Source organism: Providencia burhodogranariea DSM 19968 (genome assembly GCF_000314855.2).
In the GTDB taxonomy this organism is placed as follows: domain Bacteria; phylum Pseudomonadota; class Gammaproteobacteria; order Enterobacterales; family Enterobacteriaceae; genus Providencia; species Providencia burhodogranariea.
In genome coordinates, this window is record NZ_KB233222.1 from 381,495 (window position 1) to 402,532 (window position 21,038).

Genomic DNA, 21,038 nt, shown 5'->3' on the forward strand with positions numbered 1-21,038 from the left:
AGTTAATGCTTTGCTGATGTAACCTTTATCTGCATAAAGCTTATCCAAAAGCCCTTTGGAGAGCACCTTGACTGGCGTTCTATCATTAACATTTGCTGGCGTGAGCTTCGCGGCAACAATCTCACCAAGATGGTTAACGATAATATGCAGCTTGAAACCGTAGAACCATCCCATCGTCGCTTTTCCTTTGGCCGCTGAGTTTTTAAAAACTCGATGTCTTGGGAGCCGTAGGTTGTGGCACACTTTAATACGGGTTGAATCAATAAACTCAATGCCTGTTGGTTGACCTTTTAGATGGGTAAAGAAGGAACTTAATGGCACTGAAACCTTCGGCATAACATCAAGAAAACGGGTGTAGCTCAGTAAGGTTGGAAAGTCTTTTTTGTGGTATACCGCAATGAATCCAATATAAAAATGCTTAAAATCACGCTGATGAGACATATGGAATGCAATAATAATGGTCATAATTTCACTGCTTGTCATTCTTGTTTGGCGTAACCGCTGGCACTCGCCACTTTCAATCAAGTGTTTTGGCCATTGAGGCATGAATAATTTGCAAAAATCATCGACATGACAGAATAAATTAACTAGATTACACATAGTGGGTTCCTCAGTGAAAAGTCTCTTTTTTGGTCGAAAGATCTGATCACAGAACCCGCTTTAGTTCCCTTCTTTTTTGTTTTTCTTATCCCGAGTTCAGGTTAGTTAAAAAATAATTTCCCTGAAAAAGGCGAAGCGTGAGATAAATTTACTCCTAAGACGGCTGAACGATACATCTGTATTCACTACACAATTTATGTGACTTGAAGTATGCCGAAGATACTGTAATATTAAATTATCAGTTATGCCTTATATCTTTACTAATCAATATGTTGAGGTTGAAATGTAAGGCATGGTTTTAGCGGTAACTAAATCGATTTTATAATTAACTCAGTGTATCTGCCTTTTATTAGGTGTTGCTATGCAGTTGTTTTTTTTACTCAAAATCAAAAAAATTTATTATCTAGTGAATTTTTGTATCCCATGAATTAACAATTATTTTATTGTCAGATAAATCACGTTAGGTATTAAATTACCAGTCGAGAGAAATTTTCATTTTTAAATGACTGGGCAAGCTCACATATTTAAATTATGTTCTGTTGCTTACTAATTTTCCGGTTGCTCGCTCCAATTATCACTTTCAGAAATATCATTTTGACTGGCAATTCGTTTTTCTTCAGCAGCCCATTCCCCAAGATCTATCAATTGACAGCGTTTGCTACAGAATGGTCTAAATGGACTTTGCTCCCCCCAAATTACAATTTTCTGACAGGTTGGGCAGTTAACTTCAATATTCTCACTCATTTATTGCTTCCTCTTATTAGCAGCAGGATAATTCAAAGGTCATTATTGTGGGTACAATACCATTTTCACTGTCGATGTGAAGAAAACGAATAGCAAATCGTGTTTTATGGCCTGAAATTTGCGGATAAATAAGCTTATCAATGGATAGTCTTACTCTCAATAATTCTTTGTCCTCAACACTATCTTGATAAAAACCATTATGGCATTCTTTTGTTTCAAAAGAGCTCGCATGACGTAGTAAATTTAGAATTGTATCTAATGTATCTTTTAATGGAGTTAGGCCATCAAGCCAATCTTTAATAATCGGGTTTCTCTGTTCTTGTGGCATATGTAGCCAAAGCTGAAGCGTTGGGAGATCAAAGCTACAGCAGCCACCGGGAATGGTTAAACGTTGTCGAACCATACTAATAATTTTATCATTTCTTAATTGCTGACCAAATCGTGGGACTGAGTTCATATTCGCTGTTTTAGCCGATAGGTCGTTAAGAAGAGATGAGATAAGTTGGTTATCCGCATTTGGTGCTTCTGCCCATACAGCTAAGCGTTTTCGGTGCTTTTCAAGCTCTTTAATTAGGTCGGAACGTACCTCACCTCGATCGAGAATTTCAATTAGCTCGCAAACAGAACGGAGAAAAGCAATACCTGAGGTATAGGATGTAATGTGGCTAAGTTCGTAAACTTGTTGTAGCAATGTTTCGAGGCGTAACCAGGAACGGATTTTTTCATTCAACGGGTATTCGTAAGTAACGAAGTCTACGGTGTTTGACTCACTCATATCGATTTCCTATTTTTCTGTTGTGCCAGCGTCATATACCTTTTGTGCAGTTTGGCTACTTTATCAGAAATGTTCAATTCACCATTATGGTTTGTAATCACATCATCAGCGTATGCTAAACGATGTTCTCTACTCGATTGCGCTTTTAAAATATTAGCAACCTGTTCTTCATTGACATTGTCCCTGTGCACTGTACGTGAAATTTGTTCTTCTGGTGTGACATCAATAACAAGCACACGGTCAGCTAAATGGGATAAATTGTTCTCAAATAGTAATGGGACAATCCATAAAACATAAGGAGTATTAGCTTGTTGTAGTTGCTGCTGGGTTTTCTGATGAATAAGAGGGTGAAGCAAGGCATTTAGCCACACTTTTTCTGTTGTATCAGAAAAAATAATATCCCTAAGGTGTTGTCGATTGAGTGAACCATCTGAGTGAATTATATTTGTACCATAACGATTCAAGATAGCATTAAGAGCAGCTGAGCCCGGTTCAACCACTTGCCTAGCGATAACGTCAGCATCGACAAGTGGTATCCCGAGTTTTGCAAATTCATTGGCAACTGTTGTTTTTCCGCTACCGATACCACCTGTTAGAGCGACAATATAAGCCATATTTGTATTCATGCATGTTAAAAGACTAATAGGTTACACCGATTTTCTCCATTTGTCTTTATCCATAATTCTATACATATTATAGGTTTATAAATGCCTTAATCATAAGAAGGTCCTATATTGATAAAAAGTAAAACCTTGTCGATTGCCTAAATAAGAAAGCTTACTATTTGATTTATCTGGTTATCTATAAGTATTGGCCTTATTGTATACGATTAACTTTATTTGCCATTGAAAAACATCTTTAATTATTTTGTATTTCTATCATAAATAAAGAAAATGCCATCATTATAAAATTAATTAAACACCAGTTATGACGCTACCTAAATTAAATATAGGGAGGTACATAGCCAACATAAGAATTCCAACTAAACAAGCCATTAGAAGCAGTAATATAGGCTCTAGGTTTTTAAGAGATTTTTCAATTAAAGTAGTATATTGAGTTGATAAATAATTAAATAAATATTGTACAAAATGAGCTAACTGACCTGATTCTTCAGCTATTGCAAGCAATTGAGGAACAATGCTTGGAAAAAGATATTTATGTTGCACAGCATTTGATAGTGACTCACCTTTTACAACTGATTGATATACTTCTAAACTTTCTTTTTTAAATTTAAGATTATGGATTGCTTCAGTGGTACATTTTAAACATTCAAGCAACGGCAAGCCGGCTTGCAACGTAGAAGAGAGTGTTAAAAAATAGATATTAATATTTTTGAATTTAATTAATTTTTTTAGTAAAGGAACTTTTAATGTTAAATCTATTAATAAATTGATATGTTGACCTATTAATTTGTAAATTAATAATACTAAAGTAACTATAGATAATAATAAATGGGCTAAGTATTCAATAATAAAATCTGAAATGTTAATCAGAATTTTAGTTACTATAGGTAAATCATGTTTGAAACTTTGATAGATGGTTTTAAATTCAGGTAATACATAAACTAACATGATGAAAGTTAATATAAATGAGAATGAAATTAATGTTACTGGGTATCGTAATGATTGGTTTATTTTTTGTTTTATTTTTAAATTATACTCTAGCATATCAGCAATGATATAAAAGTTTTCGTTATATTTCCCTGTTTTTTCTGAAACTTTAATGAGATTGATAATAGAATGACTAAAAATTATTGGATACTTTTTCAAGCTATCCGATAGGCTATTTCCTTTTTTAATATCCTGAATAGCTAATGTAATAATTTTTTTCCAAAATGGCAGTCGACAATTTTTGTTAAGGATAGTTAGGCTTTGAAGTAAATTTATTCCTGATGAGACTAATGTACTAAGCTGATGGAAAAAGTGAATTCGGTAATTTAAATTATTAGCATCTAAAATAAATATAGCTATTAATGTTATTTTAATGGGGGTTTGGTTAAGCTCTAGAACATCAAAAAATGCCATTTTTTTGTTTTTAGATACAATTATATCTTTAATAATAACACTATCATTAGTTAATGCTGTGTATGAATAAATAAACATTAAAACACCTCCACTTTCCCTGTGATTGAGTATAGTTCTTGTAATGTTGTTTCCCCTGATTCAATTAAATTTAATCCGGAATCAAAAAGAGTCGTAATGTTTTTTACACTATTTTTTTCATCATTAAAAATAGCGGTTAGAGAATCGTTTTCTATATACTCATAAATTGCAGTTCTTCCCATAAAGCCGGAAAAGCATAGCTCACAACCCGCTGATGACCACTCTTTGATTACTTGGCTTTCATTTATTTGTATTTGTTTATGATTTTTTTCCTTGCAATGAGGGCATAATTTTCGAACTAACCTTTGTGCAATCACCATTTTTAAACAAGAGCTTAATTGTGACTTACCCACTCCTAATTGTGACATACGTTCAATCGCACTAAATGTACAATTTGTGTGTAGAGTCGATAGTACTAAATGGCCTGTTTGTGCAGCTCTTGTTGCTATTTGAGCAGTTTCTTCATCCCTTATTTCACCTATCATTACAATATCTGGATCTTGCCTAAGTAAAGCTCTTAATACATCGGCGAAATTTAATCCATATTTATCGTTAACTTGTACCTGATTTATTCCTTGTAGTGGAATTTCAATGGGATCTTCAATGGTGGATATATTGCGTGACGATTGGTTTAGATACTCTAATGCACTATAAAGAGTGACTGTTTTTCCGCTACCAGTAGGACCCGTTACAAGTATTAAGCCTTGTGGTTGCAATAAGTTTCTCTTTAAATTTTTAAGTAAATTTCCACGCATTCCAATCTGTTCAATAGAATATTTTAGTTGGGTACTGAGTATTCGTAGAACTAGTTTTTCACCATATAGTGTCGGTACAGTTGATAGTCGAATACTGTAGTTGTGTCCATCGAAGTGCCAATTCATTTGCCCATCTTGTGGAAGTCGTTTTTCCGCGATATTCAATTTGGCGAGTATTTTTACTCGAGCGATAATTTCATTATTAATTTCAAGAGGAGGTGATGGAACATAGTAGAGCTTTCCATCAACTCGTAATCGAATTTTTATCCCTTGTTTTGTTGGTTCAATGTGAATATCAGAAGCTCGTTTTCTGACGGCTGTTTTAAATAAGTTTTCAACAAAATCAACAGCGGGTGAAGTCGTATTTAATTGTTCATTTTCATTTGCGTGATAGGTTGTTTCTGGTTCCTGAATCTCTTCATATTTTTGATTGAAATAATGGTCAATTTTTTCCTTAGGCCAGATATCATAGCAGACAGAAACACTGGCAATGAATCGTAGTGTTGCAAGTACATTGTCATCAGGTTTTTTGGATGCTGCTATCGATAATCGCTTATGATTGTAATCAATAATAATAATATAATGTTTATCACATACGATTTTTAGTTCTTTAAATATAAATTGTTTTTCCCTGGTGGTGTTCATTATTCATCCTTGATTAAAAAATGAAAGTGCGCTCACATAATGATTTCAATTTATCATTAACTTTGCTTTCACATGCAACTTGCCACTGAAAAGATGAGCCGTCAACAGGAATAGATGGAGTTAATTTTGCAGATAGCCCAGAGAGGCTTTTATCTGCAATGAAAGTTATTATTCCTGATTTGACATCTATGCTTTTAATATATTTTCCTTTTATATTACTTGGTATGTTTTCACTTCCTGAATTGCATGATGATAATGCTCCTTGGTTAACTGAGCATATTTCAATACTATTTTTATACGGTAAAATGGTTTGTAGTACATCAGTCATTGCTGCTTTTTGCATATATCCTTGATAAGTTGGAATGGCAATTGCACTTAATATCGAAATTATTGCTATAACAATCATTACTTCGATTAAAGAAAATCCTTTTTGATTCATACTGCCTCCTTGTTAAATGAGGCTTTACCTTAAATCTTAATGGATAGTCATTTAATTAACTAAAATATTTTTTGCGAGCATATGTAGAAAAAAAAGCATAAAAAATGTAGCGATTACATTTATATTAGAACGTGATCGCAAAGAAATAATTCGGTAAAAATTAGAATTGGAAACACTTCACTACCATGATAGAAACGTTAAATAGAAAAGCGCATAAAAAACTAAATGACGTTATTTTAATAAGTAAAGATAGGTCAGAATATACATTATGATATTAGTTAATAGAATTTACGTTATAGCAGGAATGAATTATTATGAAACTAGTTATAAATAGTAATAGCTAATATATCGTTGCTGATAATATTAGCTATTAATTATAATAATTATTTTATCAAGAGCCTAATTTCCTGCTGAATTGTTGCCAATCGAAATAAGGACCTGGGTCCGTTTTACGGCCTGGTGCAATATCACTATGACCCGTAATATGATTTTCTAATGCAGGGTAAAGATTAATAAGTTGTTGTGTAAGTTTTACCAAAGCGTCGTATTGCGCGGAAGTAAAGGGCTCAAAATCTGTGCCTTCAAGTTCAATGCCTATCGAAAAGTCATTACATTTTTCTTTACCTTGATAGACTGACAGGCCTGCATGCCAAGCTCTTAAATGAAAAGGAACATATTGGATAATTTCACCATCACGTCGGATTAAACAGTGTGCTGAAACACGAAGATGTTTAATTTCCTCAAAAAATGGGTGTTCTGTAGGGTTCAGTGTGCCAGTAAAAAGTTGATTAATGTAAGGCCCACCAAATTGTCCCGGTGGAAGGCTGATATTATGGATGACTAAAAGAGAGGGGGAGGTCTCTTCAGGGCGGTTATCATAGTGTGGTGAAGGGATATGAGTCACATTTTTTAACCAGCCATTATATATTTCCATATCAGGTACCATAGTATTCTCTTTTCTTTATTCGCTTGTATTCGTTATCTTTAGCAAAAAAGATTAGCATAGATGGCAAATAGTAAAATGTATATTTTGGAGTTTAATGATGGCTACAAGGCGTTACGACGAAAATCAAAGACGTGAAATGCTGCTTCAAAGGTTAGTGATTGATATTCCATTTATGGTGAATGCTTCATTGAAAGAAGATCTTGGTCAGATAATTGATCTTAAAAAAGATATTACGGGCCAGCTATTACAATCAGATTTACCAGCGAATGCGCGAATTCTAACAAGAGAAGAGGGGGTATTTTGTGGGCAAAAATGGGTAGAGGAAGTCTTTAAGCAACTCGGTGGACAGGTAAGTATTATATGGCATATTAATGATGGGGATAAAGTTTCTCCTAATCAGGTACTCTGTGATATGCAAGGACCTTCTCAGGTATTGCTTACAGGGGAAAGAACGGCTCTAAACTTCATTCAAACATTATCGTCAGTATCCACGGTCACTGCACAATATGTGGCGCAGCTTAAAGGTACAAGGGCAAAATTATTAGATACCCGTAAAACTATCCCGGGACTTAGAACGGCTTTGAAATATGCAGTATTAATGGGGGGTGGGTTTAATCATCGTCTTGGCTTATCTGATGCGTATTTAATTAAAGAAAATCATATTATTTCAGCGGGTTCTGTAAACCAAGCAGTAAATTTGGCTCGACAAGCGTATCCGGAAGTGCCGATAGAAGTTGAAGTTGAGAATTTAGATGAACTACTTCAAGCAATAAAAGCAGATGCAGATATTATTATGCTCGATAACTTTACTGTCACTATGATGAAGGATGCTGTTGTTCTCACAGCGGGTAAGGCTGCTTTAGAAGTGTCAGGGAATGTGACTTTAGAGACAATCAAAGAATTTGCTGAAACAGGAATCGACTTCATCTCTGTTGGTGCACTGACTAAGCATATTAAAGCAATGGATCTATCTATGCGCTTTGTTAATACAAATGAGGTAGATCATTTAAATCGCCCATAATATTTATTGTAATTAATTAAAACTATAGTTCTTTTATTTAATACCTAAATAAAAATGCTGGAGTTACATATCCAGCAAATTTTTTTAATTAAAAAATCGTACATTCTCTGACTTGTTGAGAATGTTTACTCAAGATAATTCATAATATGCCCAGCAATAAAGCAGGTTTATAGATAATCATATGAATAGAATAGCTTAGCGGTATCCCCGTTCAGTGCAACTTGACTTTATAAGGGGAGTTGTTGGAGCCATTGAAAATTTTTCCATTCCAGCTTATGCCCAGAAGTAAAGATATAACTGCTAAATATCATACTTTTTAGCTGTAGTAGATAAATAATACATATTTAGGTTATGTAATAAAAATTTATCCTTTAGGTTATAGATTCGGATATGTTATGAACCTCCTTTTACCTCGTTGTGTTCACTATATGCTCTGCTAAATTGTCATTACATGTTCATTAGTGATGAGAAAGGTATCGAACGCGTTGCCATAATTGAAGGGGGGTTAAGCTGGAGTCACAAAGTTTCCAGTGTACGGCCCGTATGACGAATATGTGAGAGCTTTTTTTCGACTTGCCAGCTTTTTGTATCGCTTCATTTGATATGCAAATTGAATATCCATGACTCATATATTGAGTAAAACAACAAATTACGTGAATATTTAACTACCTTGTTAATATTTGATGAACGTAATTTAGGTTATAATATATAGCTAGTGGCTTTTTGAATAAAAATGCATAAAAAACGATTTTATAAGTGTTTTAATGGCGGCTATATCGTTTCAGTTTTTAATTTAAAAGCATATAAATGCAATTTTATTGTTAAATCCTAGTGTGGCGAGCGCAGGAAATAGTTATCAAAACATGCTAAATTTTAAAAAAATCTGTTAAAATTTGCAGGATTTGATGATTTAGCACAAGGTCTTTATGGACAGCTAGTGAATACTTTGTTACTTTATTAATCCATAATGAAATTGGTATTACCAATTAACACTGGGTAATACCGAATCAATAATTACTCACTAATGATCACGGCAGGTTATGGCTTACGGTAAAATTCGCCAACCAAAATTATCTGATGTTATTGAGCAACGCCTCGAACATCTCATTTTCGAAGGGACATTACGCCCCGGCGAAAAGTTACCTCCTGAGCGTGAGCTAGCAAGACAGTTCGACGTGTCTAGGCCATCAGTGCGTGAAGCTATTCAAACTCTGGAAGCCAAAGGGCTTTTATCTCGTCGCCAAGGCGGTGGCACTTTTGTGCAAAAGCAAATGTGGCAAAGCTTTAGTGATCCTTTGGCTGAGCTTCTTGCTGGCAATCCAGAATCTCAATTTGATCTCCTTGAAACTCGTCATGCCCTTGAAGGAATTGCAGCTTACTATGCGGCATTGCGTGGGACCGATGAAGATTTGGAACGAATTCGACAAAGTTATGAATTAATAAAAAGTGCACAACAAACTAGTGACATCGATACTGAATCCGATGCTGTTTTACAATATCAACTGATAGTTACAGAAGCCGCTCACAATGTGGTGATATTACATTTGTTGCGCTGCATGGTTCCTATGTTGGAACAAAATATCCGCCAGAATTTTGAATTCTTATATACCCGTAAAGAAATGTATAACGCAGTTAGTGAACACCGCGCTCAAATTTTCTCCGCTATAATGGCAAGAGAACCTGAGAAAGCTCGAGAAGCTTCCCATCGTCACTTAGCATTTATAGAAGAGTTACTTTTGGATATAAGCCGTGAACAAACTAGGCGTGAACGTTCTCTACGCAGGTTACAGCAACACCCTGAATTAAATTAGTAATACGGATTACTGACTGCTGCGTCTGTATTACGATAACTACTCTTTTGAGAGTTATAGCGGCAACAACAGCAGGGCCTATCTTCCGGTTATTTTTTGGTAAAATAGCAGGAAGATAGGCTCCACATAAACATTAAAAAATAGATAACAGATAAGGAATACACCATGTCAGATATGTTGAAAAATGACGTGGATCCGATTGAAACTCGCGACTGGCTACAGGCGATTGAATCGGTCATCCGTGAAGAAGGTGTTGATCGTGCTCAGTTCATTATCGAACAAGTATTGAATGAAGCGCGTAAAGGCGGTCTAAATATTGCCGCTGGTGCATCTGGTAGTCCTGATTATATCAACACTATTGCTGTTGAAGATGAGCCTGCATACCCTGGTAACATGGATTTGGAGCGCCGTATTCGCTCCGCAATTCGTTGGAACGCAGTGATGACTGTACTGCGCGCTTCTAAAAAAGATTTAGAGCTGGGTGGCCACATGGCATCATTCCAGTCTTCTGCAACTTTATATGAAGTTTGTTTTAACCATTTCTTCCGCGCGCAAAATAATAAAGATGGTGGGGACCTTGTTTACTTCCAAGGCCATATCTCCCCAGGTATTTATGCACGTGCCTTCCTTGAAGGTCGTCTGACTGAAGAGCAGATGAATAACTTCCGTCAAGAAATTGGTGGTAAAGGTTTATCTTCATACCCGCACCCTAAACTAATGCCTGATTTCTGGCAGTTCCCGACAGTATCAATGGGGCTAGGACCATTAAGTGCTATCTATCAAGCTAAATTCCTTAAATATCTTGAGCATCGTGGCTTGAAAGATACTTCAGGACAAACCGTTTATGCATTTTTAGGTGACGGTGAAATGGATGAGCCAGAATCAAAAGGTGCAATTACAATTGCAACTCGCGATAAGCTCGACAACCTAGTATTCGTTGTTAACTGTAACTTGCAGCGTCTTGATGGCCCAGTTACTGGTAACGGCAAAATTGTTAACGAGCTAGAAGGCATCTTTAGTGGTGCTGGCTGGCAAGTAATTAAAGTGATGTGGGGCGATCGTTGGGATGCTCTGCTGCGTAAAGATACAAGCGGCAAATTGATCCAGCTGATGAATGAAACTCTCGATGGTGACTATCAGACATTTAAATCTCGTGATGGCGCTTATGTTCGTGAACACTTCTTCAATCGTTACCCAGAAACAGCTGCATTAGTTAAAGATATGACTGATGATGAAATTTGGGCGTTGAACCGTGGCGGTCATGATCCGAAGAAAGTCTATGCAGCATTCAAAAAAGCAGCTGATACTCAAGGCAAACCAACAGTTATCCTAGCTCAAACCGTAAAAGGTTATGGTATGGGTGAAACTGCTGAAGGTAAAAACATTGCTCACCAAGTGAAAAAAATGAATATGGACGGTGTTCGTCACTTCCGTGATCAATTCAATGTGCCAGTTGCTGATGATCAAATTGAAAAACTGCCATTTATCACTTTTGAAAAAGATTCAGAAGAGTACAAATACCTGCATGCGCGTCGTCAAGATTTAGGTGGCTACCTTCCTGCTCGTCGTACTCACTTTGACGAAAAACTGGAAATCCCAGCATTAGGTGATTTCAGTCAATTGCTTGAAGAACAATCTAAAGAAATTTCAACAACCATCGCATTTGTTCGCGCATTAAATGTAATGTTGAAAAATAAATCGATCAAAGATCGTTTAGTACCAATTATTGCTGATGAAGCACGTACTTTTGGTATGGAAGGTTTATTCCGTCAAATTGGTATTTACAGTTCTAACGGTCAAAAATATACCCCACAGGATCGTGAGCAAGTTGCTTACTACAAAGAAGACTCTAAAGGTCAAATCCTGCAAGAAGGTATTAACGAGTTGGGCGCGGGTGCATCATGGTTAGCTGCGGCAACCTCTTATAGCACTAACAACCTGCCAATGATCCCATTCTATATCTATTATTCAATGTTCGGTTTCCAACGCATTGGTGATTTATTATGGGCAGCAGGTGACCAACAAGCTCGTGGGTTCCTGATTGGTGGTACTTCAGGCCGTACAACCTTAAATGGTGAAGGCTTACAACATGAAGATGGCCATAGCCATATTCAGTCACTGACAATTCCTAACTGTATCTCTTATGACCCAGCTTATGCTTATGAAGTTGCTGTTATCATGCAAGATGGTTTGGATCGTATGTATGGTGATAAACAAGAGAACGTGTATTACTACATCACGACTCTGAATGAAAACTATCACATGCATGCAATGCCTGAAGGTGTTGAAGAAGGTATCCGTAAAGGTATCTATAAACTAGCTTCAATCGAAGGTAGCAAAGGTAAAGTTCAACTGTTAGGTTCAGGTTCTATGATGCGTCATGTTCGTGAAGCTGCTGATGTACTGTCTACTGAATATGGTATTGGCTCTGATATTTATAGCGTAACTTCATTCACTGAATTGGCTCGTGATGGTCAAGACTGTGAGCGTTGGAATATGCTGCATCCATCTGAAGCACCACGTGTGCCATATGTTGCTCAAGTTATGAATGATGCACCAGCTGTAGCATCAACTGACTATATGAAACTGTTTGCAGAACAAATTCGTACTTTCGTACCAGCAAGTGACTATCGCGTATTAGGTACAGATGGTTTCGGCCGTTCTGACAGTCGTGAAAACCTGCGTCACCACTTCGAAGTGGATACATCTTATGTGATCGTTGCGGCGCTGGGTGAATTGGCTAAACGTGGTGAGATTGATGTTAAGGTCGTTGAAGAAGCGATTAAAAAATACAACATCAATCCAGAAAAAGTTAACCCACGTCTGGCATAAGAGGTAATAATCAATGTCTATTGAAATCCAAGTACCTGATATCGGTGCTGATGAAGTTGAAGTCACCGAAGTTATGGTTAAAGTTGGTGATAAAGTAGAAGCTGAACAATCACTGATCACTGTTGAAGGTGATAAAGCTTCTATGGAAGTCCCATCACCACAAGCTGGTGTGGTTAAAGAAATTAAAATTGCGGTTGGCGATAAAGTCACAACTGGTAAATTAATCATGGTATTTGAATCAGCAGAAGGCGCAGCTCCGGCTGCGCCAGCTGAGGCTCCAGCACAAGCTGCTGCTGCACCTGTAGCTTCTGCTCTTAAAGAAGTTGCTGTACCTGATATCGGTGGCGATGAAGTTGAAGTTACTGAAATTATGGTTAAAGTCGGTGATTCAGTATCAGAAGAACAATCACTGATCACTGTTGAAGGCGATAAAGCTTCAATGGAAGTACCAGCGCCATTTGCAGGCACAGTCAAAGAAATCAAAATTGTAGCGGGCGATAAAGTAAAAACTGGCTCACTGATTATGGTCTTTGAAATTGCAGGTGCAGCTCCAGCGGCCGCGCCAGCAGCAGCTGCAACACCAGCTCCAACGGCTTCTGCTATTAAAGATGTTAACGTGCCAGATATTGGCGGTGATGAAGTTGAAGTCACTGAAGTCATGGTTAAGGTTGGCGACAGCATTTCTGCTGAGCAATCAATCATTACTGTTGAAGGTGATAAAGCTTCAATGGAAGTCCCTGCACCATTTGCTGGTACAGTTAAAGAGATTAAAATTGCAGCGGGCGATAAAGTTAAAACTGGTTCGCTTATCATGACCTTTGAAGTTGCAGGTGCAGCACCAACTGCTCCAGCAGCATCAGTACCAGCTGCGCCAGCCGCTTCGACATCTGCACCAGCTCCTTCAGCACCTGCAAAAGCAACTGAGAGCAAAAATGAATTTGTTGAAAATGACGCCTATATTCACGCAACACCAGTTATTCGCCGTTTAGCTCGCGAATTTGGTGTTAATCTTGCTAAAGTCAAAGGTACTGGCCGCAAAGGTCGTATTTTACGTGAAGACGTTCAGTCTTACGTTAAAGATGCGATTAAACGTGCGGAAGCACCAGCAGCAGCTGGTGGCGGCTTACCAGGCATGTTGCCATGGCCTAAAGTCGATTACAGCAAATTCGGTGAAGTTGAAGAAGTTGAACTGGGACGCATTCAGAAGATTTCTGGTGCTAACCTTAGCCGTAACTGGGTAATGATCCCACATGTTACCTTGATGGAAGATGTTGATACCACTGAAGTTGAAGAGTTCCGTAAACAACAGAACAAAGAAGCTGAGAAAAAACAGCTTGGTGTCAAAATTACACCATTAGTCTTTATCATGAAAGCTGTCGCACGTGCGCTAGAAGAAATGCCTCGCTTCAATAGCTCTATTTCTGAAGATGCTCAACGCTTGTTCTTAAAGAAATATATCAACATCGGTATTGCCGTTGATACACCGAATGGCCTTGTTGTTCCAGTTTTCAAAGATGTGAACAAAAAAGGTATCATGGAGCTTTCTCGTGAACTGATGGAAGTTTCTAAGAAAGCGCGTGCAGGTAAATTAACTGCTTCTGATATGCAAGGCGGCTGTTTCACAATTTCTAGCCTTGGTGGTATCGGAACTACCGGTTTTGCACCGATTGTAAATGCGCCAGAAGTAGCAATTATGGGTCTATCTCGCTCTTCCATGAAACCAGTATGGAATGGCAGTGAATTCGTACCTCGCCTAATTCTGCCAATGTCTCTTTCGTTTGATCACCGTGTGATTGACGGCGCCGATGGTGCTCGCTTCATCACCTTAGTAGGTCAATTGATGAGCGATATTCGCCGACTGGTGATGTAATAAATTAGACCGGCTGATTAGCCGGTCTGTTTTATTTAGGCTGGGGCAGAGTTTTTTACTGTTCATCCGAAACGTTGGGAGTTGTATCACGTAATGAGCCTTTTCAGGGTGTTAACAATTCTGTAAACTGCTCGTAGTGTGTACTTTCCAGTGGAATAATTCGTTTTTTCGGCTGCCCCGCTGGACAAAACAAAAAGAGGTCATGATGAGTACTGAAATTAAAGCCCAAGTAGTTGTACTTGGTGCAGGCCCTGCAGGATATTCTGCGGCTTTCCGTTGCGCTGACTTAGGTCTAGAAACAGTTTTAGTTGAACGTTATTCAACTCTAGGTGGAGTTTGTTTAAATGTTGGTTGTATCCCTTCGAAAGCACTGCTACACGTAGCAAAAGTGATTGAAGAAGCTAAAGCCTTAGGTGAACACGGTATTGTTTTTGGTGAACCAAAAACTGATATTTCTAAGGTTCGCGTCTGGAAAGAAAAAGTGATTAATCAGCTGACTGGTGGTTTGGCTGGTATGGCTAAAGGCCGTAAAGTTAACGTTGTTAACGGTCTTGGTAAATTTACTGGCGCTAATACTCTGGTTGTTGAAGGCGAAAATGGTAGCACAACTATCAACTTTGATAATGCTATCATTGCTGCTGGTTCACGTCCTATTCAGTTACCATTTATTCCTCATGAAGACTCACGTATTTGGGATTCAACAGATGCGTTAGAACTGAAAGAAGTTCCAGAGCGTCTGTTGGTTATGGGTGGTGGTATCATCGGTCTGGAAATGGGAACTGTGTATCATGCACTGGGTTCTCAGATTGATGTTGTTGAGATGTTTGACCAAGTCATCCCTGCGGCTGACAAAGATGTGGTTAAAGTCTTTACTAAACAAATCAGTAAAAAATTCAATCTTCTTTTAGAAACAAAAGTGACCGCGGTTGAAGCTAAAGAAGATGGTATCTATGTTTCTATGGAAGGCAAAAAAGCTTCCGCAGAACCGCAGCGCTATGATGCAGTTTTGGTTGCGATTGGTCGTGTACCGAATGGTAAAAACCTTGATGCAGGCAAAGCAGGCGTTGAAGTTGATGATCGTGGTTTCATTCATGTTGATAAGCAAATGCGTACTAATGTACCGCACATTTTCGCTATCGGTGATATCGTTGGTCAGCCAATGCTGGCTCACAAAGGTGTTCATGAAGGTCACGTTGCAGCAGAAGTTATCTCTGGCTTGAAACATTACTTTGATCCAAAAGTTATTCCATCCATTGCCTATACCGAGCCAGAAGTTGCTTGGGTTGGTCTGACAGAGAAAGAAGCTAAAGAGAAGAATATTAGCTATGAAGTTGCAACTTTCCCATGGGCTGCTTCAGGCCGTGCGATTGCATCAGATTGCTCTGAAGGTATGACTAAGCTTATTTTCGATAAACAATCTAACCGTGTTATCGGTGGTGCGGTTGTTGGTGTTAATGGTGGTGAGCTACTGGGCGAAATCGGTCTTGCTATCGAAATGGGTTGTGATGCTGAAGATATCGCATTGACTATCCATGCTCACCCGACACTATACGAATCAATTGGTATGGCAGCTGAAATCTACGAAGGTAGCATCACTGACTTGCCAAATGCGAAAGCGAAAAAGAAAAAATAATTTTCTTTTGTTACAGTGATGAACAATATTTTTAGTGTATTGTTTATCAAGTCAGCGTTTAAGGCCATTGAGGAAACTCGATGGCCTTTTTTTGCTTTATAAATAAGCTGAAAAATAGCCTAATTTAAATTAGATCTGGGGGTTATGTTTGACTTATGAGTAATGTTGATGATTTTTTGGCATGGTAGCAATAGATAGCGATTTAGCTTAAAAAGAAAATAAAGTAGGTTGTTGATACTCTCTTTATAAATCGAAATGATTTACCTTATCAATTAAGAACCTGCGTTAATTGACCGAGTAAAAATAATTTGTGATATCAAAGGTAAAAAGCGACAAAAGAGGGTGCTATAAACCTCCAAATGCATTATAAAAAGTGGGGGCTTAATCTGCTCTTTATGATTGTTTATCGTATCTTAAATTAAAAATAAACTCGTAATTGTTTGTTAAGGCCTAAAAAAGCAGGGTATGTTGCTTTCTTGTGAATGAATTAACATTTCATTCAAACTCTGCTATGCTGGACGCCCGAAGCTGGACATAATTTTATAGCCATTGAGATTATGTGAGCAAGTTCCTCTGACCTGGCACCGGATGATGATTTTTCAGAATGGTGCAGACAGCCGGGTATATAAATTACAATGAAGCGAGGAGAACGTCGTGCTAGAAGAATACCGTAAGCACGTAGCCGAGCGCGCTGCTGAAGGGATTGTCCCGAAGCCATTAGACGCGCCACAAGTAGCTGCACTGGTTGAACTACTGAAAAACCCACCTAAAGGTGAAGAAGATTTCCTATTAGACTTGCTAACCAACCGCGTACCGCCCGGTGTTGATGAAGCAGCCTATGTCAAAGCTGGCTTTTTAGCCGCTATCGCGAAAGGTGAAACAACCTCTCCTCTTATCTCCCCTGATAAAGCAATTGAACTGTTAGGCACAATGCAGGGTGGGTACAATATTCATGCACTTATTGAAGCATTGGATGACGCTAAACTTGCTCCGATCGCTGCAAAAGCACTTTCACATACTTTGCTGATGTTTGATAACTTCTATGACGTAGAAGAAAAAGCTAAAGCGGGTAATGAATACGCTAAGCAAGTTATTGAATCATGGGCTAATGCTGAATGGTTCTTGGAACGCCCGGCACTTGCAGAAAAAATGACCGTAACAGTATTTAAAGTTACGGGCGAAACGAATACTGACGATTTGTCTCCAGCACCAGATGCATGGTCTCGTCCAGATATTCCATTGCACGCACTCGCTATGCTGAAAAATGCTCGTGAAGGTATCGAGCCTGACGATCAAGGTAATGTTGGCCCAATAAAGCAAATCGAAGAGCTGAACAAAAAAGGTTTCCCATTAGCTTATGTCGGTGATGTTGTTGGTACAGGTTCTTCACGTAAATCAGCAACCAATTCAGTGTTGTGGTTTATGGGTGATGACATCCCATTCGTCCCTAACAAGCGTGGTGGTGGTGTTGTACTTGGCAGCAAAATTGCACCAATATTCTTTAACACGATGGAAGATGCAGGGGCGCTACCGATTGAAGTTGATGTGTCTAAGCTAAATATGGGTGATGTGATTGATATCTATCCATTTAAAGGTGAAGTTCGCAATCATGAAACCGGTGAATTATTAGAAAAGTTTGAACTAAAAACAGATGTATTGGTTGATGAAGTTCGTGCTGGTGGTCGTATTCCGCTGATTATCGGTCGTGGCTTAACCAGCAAAGCGCGTGAATCATTAGGTTTAGAAGTGACTAACATTTTCCGTCATGCGAAATCTGTTGCTCAAAGTGACCGTGGATTCTCCTTAGCGCAGAAAATGGTTGGTCGCGCCTGTGGTCATCCAGGTATTCGCCCTGGCGAATATTGCGAACCTAAGATGACTTCTGTTGGCTCTCAAGATACAACAGGCCCTATGACTCGTGATGAGTTAAAAGACTTAGCTTGTCTTGGTTTCTCTGCTGATTTAGTGATGCAGTCATTCTGCCATACAGCTGCATATCCGAAGCCAGTTGATGTCACGACTCATCATACATTACCTGATTTTATTATGAATCGTGGTGGTGTTTCTCTGCGTCCTGGCGATGGTATTATCCACTCATGGCTGAACCGCATGCTATTACCTGACACTGTCGGTACTGGTGGTGATTCACATACTCGTTTCCCAATTGGTATTTCTTTCCCAGCGGGTTCTGGCTTAGTTGCATTTGCTGCTGCAACAGGCGTTATGCCTCTTGATATGCCTGAGTCAGTTTTGGTTCGCTTTAAAGGTGAAATGCAGCCGGGTATCACACTTCGTGACCTTGTTCATGCGATCCCTCTATATGCGATCAAAGATGGTTTACTGACTGTTGAGAAAAAAGGTAAGAAGAATATTTTCTCTGGCCGAATTCTTGAAATTGAAGGTCTACCTGAACTTAAAGTTGAACAAGCTTTTGAGTTGGCAGATGCATCAGCGGAGCGTTCTGCTGCGGGTTGTACGATTAAACTCGATAAAGCGCCAATCATCGAATACCTGCAATCAAACATTGTCTTGCTGAAGTGGATGATCTCTGAAGGTTATGGTGATCGTCGTACGATCGAGCGTCGAATTAAAGGGATGGAAAGCTGGTTAGCAGATCCTCAGCTTCTTGAAGCCGATGCAGATGCTGAATATGCTGCGGTGATTGAAATCGATTTAAATGATATCAAAGAACCGATTCTGTGTGCACCAAATGACCCTGATGACGCTCGTTTATTATCAGCTGTACAAAATGAAAAAATCGACGAAGTATTTATCGGTTCTTGCATGACGAACATAGGTCACTTCCGTGCCGCGGGTAAATTACTTGACCAACACAAAGGTCAATTACCAACTCGTCTATGGGTTGCTCCACCGACTAAAATGGATGCAGCACAATTGACAGAGGAAGGTTATTACAGTGTGTTTGGTAAGAGTGGGGCACGTATTGAAGTTCCTGGTTGTTCGCTGTGCATGGGTAACCAAGCACGTGTTGCTGATGGCGCTACGGTTGTTTCGACTTCAACGCGTAACTTCCCTAACCGTCTTGGAACGGGAGCTAATGTATTCTTAGCGTCAGCTGAGCTGGCTGCTGTTGCTTCTCTGTTGGGGCGTTTACCAACTCCAGATGAATACTTACAGTTTATAAGTAAAGTAGATGAAACCGCAGCAGATACTTATCGCTACCTGAATTTTGATCAGTTAGAACAATATACTGAAAAAGCAGATAGTGTGATTTTCCAGACTACTGTTTAATAAATTACTTTAAATAATTTACAGGCTCCGAAATATTCGGGGCCTTTTTTCGTTTTAAAGCAGACTAGAGTAAACATTAATGTCTAACTAGAGGTATAATTACTAATAATAACGTCTGGTGTGGGGTGTTTTATGGACTACCAATTTTTTCAGGATATTACCGGCGAAATATCTGCAAAATTTTCAATGGATCACGAAGCTATTGGCTATTGGCTTAATGAAGAAGTCAAAGGTGATTTAAGCCTATTAGATACAATAGAAGTTAGCTACGAGTCGCTCAAAGGAAGTGAAAAACAGTGGGAGCTGATTGGTCACGAGTACACGCTGATATTAGATGATGAAGAAGTCATGATCCGCGCCAATCAACTATCTTTTGAAACGGACGGTCTGGAAGAAGGTATGAGTTACTACGATAATGAAAGTGTCTCATTTTGTGGTATTGATGATTTTATTAGTATGCTGAATGAATACAGAAGATTTGTTTTAGAAAATAAAGTTAAATAAAATTTTGTTTTAGTCTATTGTCTGATTTTAAAAATTGCAGCTATGATTTAAAAGATGTATTGCGTTATTTACCTGAATAAAGGTGAATTAATCGGTATAAAGTTAGCAAAATAATTCAACTCAAAGCTAGAGGAATTTATGAATACGGATGATGTTACAGGGGCGTTGAATAACGCGACAGGTTGGTTCACGGCAAATCAGGATTTATTAGTTCAGTATGCGGTTGATATCGTTTCCGCTATTGTCATCCTTATTGTCGGTATGTTGATCGCTAAATGGGTTGGTCGTGGTTTACATCGTGTAATGACATTACGCGGTATTGATTCAACTGTGAGCGATTTTTTATCAGCAATTGCACGTTATACCATCATTGCATTCACATTTATTGCTGTACTGGGCAAAATCGGTGTCCAAACAGCCTCAGTTATTGCCGTAATGGGTGCCGCTGGTTTGGCTGTAGGTTTGGCATTACAGAATTCATTAGGTAACTTTGCCGCGGGTGTATTATTGGTTGTTTTCAGACCATTGCGTGCGGGGGAATATGTACAAATCGGCGCGGTGGAAGGAACAGTACAGCACGTCCAGATCTTCTCTACTACACTGAGAACATCAGATGACCGTATTATTGTCATCCCAAACGGTAAAATTATTGCAGACAACATCATTAACGTCACTCGTGAGCCAAATCGTCGAACTGATATTATCGTCGGTGTCGCTTATGATTCAGATATTGACCTTGTGAAAAAGGTTTTGGGTGATATTGTTGCAGCAGATAGCCGTATTCAACATGATAAAGGGGTGACAATCCGTTTACATGAAATGGCGCCATCATCTTTAAATTATCTGGTGCGCTTCTGGGCTACTAATGGTGATGCTTGGCCTATCTATTGGGACTTAATGGAAAACTTTAAACGTGCGCTTGATAAGCACAATATTGGTATTCCATTCCCACAAATGGATGTTCATTTGTATCAGCAAGCACAAGCGGCAGAGAAAAAAGCTTCAGCGGAATAAGAATATTAATTAATAGCAAAGTGGGGGCCGTTCATATGAATTGTCCCCACTTTTTATTAAAGAATTTAACGTTCAATCCTTGATTACCTATTGAC

Annotated in this window: 16 protein-coding genes; 8 read left to right on the forward strand and 8 right to left on the reverse strand. The window is 38.5% G+C overall.

Going from position 1 to position 21,038, the window contains the following annotated elements:
• The 8 genes from OOA_RS01575 to ampD form a co-directional block, all read right to left on the reverse strand.
• The coding region (locus OOA_RS01575; protein ID WP_008910364.1) for an IS982 family transposase at positions 1–600 on the reverse strand (600 nt) is incomplete at its 3' end.
• 546 nt (positions 601–1,146) lie between these two features.
• Complete coding sequence (gene yacG, locus OOA_RS01580; RefSeq protein WP_008910365.1) at positions 1,147–1,344, reverse strand: DNA gyrase inhibitor YacG; 198 nt, start codon at positions 1,342–1,344, stop codon at positions 1,147–1,149.
• Between the two features lie 16 nt (positions 1,345–1,360).
• Entirely contained in the window at positions 1,361–2,119 is a 759-nt protein-coding gene (zapD, locus tag OOA_RS01585) for a cell division protein ZapD (protein WP_008910366.1), read from the reverse strand.
• A complete protein-coding gene (gene coaE / locus OOA_RS01590) occupies positions 2,116–2,733 on the reverse strand; it encodes a dephospho-CoA kinase (protein ID WP_008910367.1) in 618 nt (205 codons plus the stop codon). Before coaE ends, zapD begins: the two co-directional genes overlap by 4 nt.
• Before the next feature lie 300 nt (positions 2,734–3,033).
• Positions 3,034–4,221, reverse strand: coding sequence for a type II secretion system F family protein (locus tag OOA_RS01595; protein ID WP_008910368.1), 1,188 nt, complete (start codon positions 4,219–4,221; stop codon positions 3,034–3,036).
• The gene (locus OOA_RS01600; RefSeq protein ID WP_008910369.1) at positions 4,221–5,621 is read right to left on the reverse strand and encodes an ATPase, T2SS/T4P/T4SS family; all 1,401 of its coding nucleotides are present in this window, start codon (positions 5,619–5,621) and stop codon (positions 4,221–4,223) included. The genes OOA_RS01595 and OOA_RS01600 overlap by 1 nt, the downstream gene beginning before the upstream one ends.
• A gap of 13 nt (positions 5,622–5,634) precedes the next feature.
• Positions 5,635–6,060, reverse strand: a complete 426-nt coding sequence (gene ppdD / locus OOA_RS01605) for a prepilin peptidase-dependent pilin (RefSeq protein WP_008910370.1) — start codon at positions 6,058–6,060, stop codon at positions 5,635–5,637.
• A 391-nt stretch (positions 6,061–6,451) separates the two neighbouring features.
• Positions 6,452–6,994: a 1,6-anhydro-N-acetylmuramyl-L-alanine amidase AmpD gene (ampD, locus tag OOA_RS01610; protein WP_169316239.1), complete on the reverse strand. Its 543-nt coding sequence runs from the start codon at positions 6,992–6,994 to the stop codon at positions 6,452–6,454.
• A gap of 109 nt (positions 6,995–7,103) precedes the next feature.
• Between ampD and nadC the strand changes: the two genes are divergently transcribed.
• From nadC to mscS, 8 genes are all read left to right on the forward strand, one after another.
• Positions 7,104–8,027 (forward strand): carboxylating nicotinate-nucleotide diphosphorylase, encoded by a 924-nt coding sequence (gene nadC / locus OOA_RS01615; protein WP_008910372.1) that lies wholly within the window; start codon positions 7,104–7,106, stop codon positions 8,025–8,027.
• Between the two features lie 1,040 nt (positions 8,028–9,067).
• Positions 9,068–9,838 (forward strand): pyruvate dehydrogenase complex transcriptional repressor PdhR, encoded by a 771-nt coding sequence (gene pdhR / locus OOA_RS01620; RefSeq protein WP_008910373.1) that lies wholly within the window; start codon positions 9,068–9,070, stop codon positions 9,836–9,838.
• A gap of 165 nt (positions 9,839–10,003) precedes the next feature.
• On the forward strand, positions 10,004–12,670 hold the full coding sequence (aceE, locus tag OOA_RS01625) for a pyruvate dehydrogenase (acetyl-transferring), homodimeric type (RefSeq protein WP_008910374.1): 2,667 nt from the start codon (positions 10,004–10,006) through the stop codon (positions 12,668–12,670).
• A gap of 13 nt (positions 12,671–12,683) precedes the next feature.
• Positions 12,684–14,540 (forward strand): pyruvate dehydrogenase complex dihydrolipoyllysine-residue acetyltransferase, encoded by a 1,857-nt coding sequence (aceF, locus tag OOA_RS01630; protein ID WP_008910375.1) that lies wholly within the window; start codon positions 12,684–12,686, stop codon positions 14,538–14,540.
• Positions 14,541–14,745: 205 nt separating this feature from the next.
• A complete protein-coding gene (gene lpdA / locus OOA_RS01635; RefSeq protein ID WP_008910376.1) occupies positions 14,746–16,173 on the forward strand; it encodes a dihydrolipoyl dehydrogenase in 1,428 nt (475 codons plus the stop codon).
• 654 nt (positions 16,174–16,827) lie between these two features.
• Positions 16,828–19,425 carry a bifunctional aconitate hydratase 2/2-methylisocitrate dehydratase gene (gene acnB / locus OOA_RS01640; protein WP_008910377.1) on the forward strand — a complete coding sequence of 866 codons (2,598 nt, stop codon included), beginning with the start codon at positions 16,828–16,830 and terminating at the stop codon, positions 19,423–19,425.
• 132 nt (positions 19,426–19,557) lie between these two features.
• Positions 19,558–19,929: a YacL family protein gene (locus OOA_RS01645; RefSeq protein ID WP_008910378.1), complete on the forward strand. Its 372-nt coding sequence runs from the start codon at positions 19,558–19,560 to the stop codon at positions 19,927–19,929.
• Positions 19,930–20,067: 138 nt separating this feature from the next.
• On the forward strand, positions 20,068–20,943 hold the full coding sequence (gene mscS / locus OOA_RS01650) for a small-conductance mechanosensitive channel MscS (RefSeq protein ID WP_008910379.1): 876 nt from the start codon (positions 20,068–20,070) through the stop codon (positions 20,941–20,943).
• Positions 20,944–21,038 lie beyond the last annotated feature (95 nt).

Coding starts and splice junctions, on each gene's coding strand:
- pdhR (WP_008910373.1), top strand. CDS start 9,068: ATGGCTTACGGTAAAATTCGCCAACCAAAATTATCTGATGTTATTGAG.
- coaE (WP_008910367.1), bottom strand. CDS start 2,733: ATGGCTTATATTGTCGCTCTAACAGGTGGTATCGGTAGCGGAAAAACA.
- OOA_RS01595 (WP_008910368.1), bottom strand. CDS start 4,221: ATGTTTATTTATTCATACACAGCATTAACTAATGATAGTGTTATTATT.
- ppdD (WP_008910370.1), bottom strand. CDS start 6,060: ATGAATCAAAAAGGATTTTCTTTAATCGAAGTAATGATTGTTATAGCA.
- lpdA (WP_008910376.1), top strand. CDS start 14,746: ATGAGTACTGAAATTAAAGCCCAAGTAGTTGTACTTGGTGCAGGCCCT.
- yacG (WP_008910365.1), bottom strand. CDS start 1,344: ATGAGTGAGAATATTGAAGTTAACTGCCCAACCTGTCAGAAAATTGTA.
- zapD (WP_008910366.1), bottom strand. CDS start 2,119: ATGAGTGAGTCAAACACCGTAGACTTCGTTACTTACGAATACCCGTTG.
- nadC (WP_008910372.1), top strand. CDS start 7,104: ATGGCTACAAGGCGTTACGACGAAAATCAAAGACGTGAAATGCTGCTT.
- ampD (WP_169316239.1), bottom strand. CDS start 6,994: ATGGAAATATATAATGGCTGGTTAAAAAATGTGACTCATATCCCTTCA.
- mscS (WP_008910379.1), top strand. CDS start 20,068: ATGAATACGGATGATGTTACAGGGGCGTTGAATAACGCGACAGGTTGG.
- OOA_RS01645 (WP_008910378.1), top strand. CDS start 19,558: ATGGACTACCAATTTTTTCAGGATATTACCGGCGAAATATCTGCAAAA.
- aceF (WP_008910375.1), top strand. CDS start 12,684: ATGTCTATTGAAATCCAAGTACCTGATATCGGTGCTGATGAAGTTGAA.
- OOA_RS01600 (WP_008910369.1), bottom strand. CDS start 5,621: ATGAACACCACCAGGGAAAAACAATTTATATTTAAAGAACTAAAAATC.
- aceE (WP_008910374.1), top strand. CDS start 10,004: ATGTCAGATATGTTGAAAAATGACGTGGATCCGATTGAAACTCGCGAC.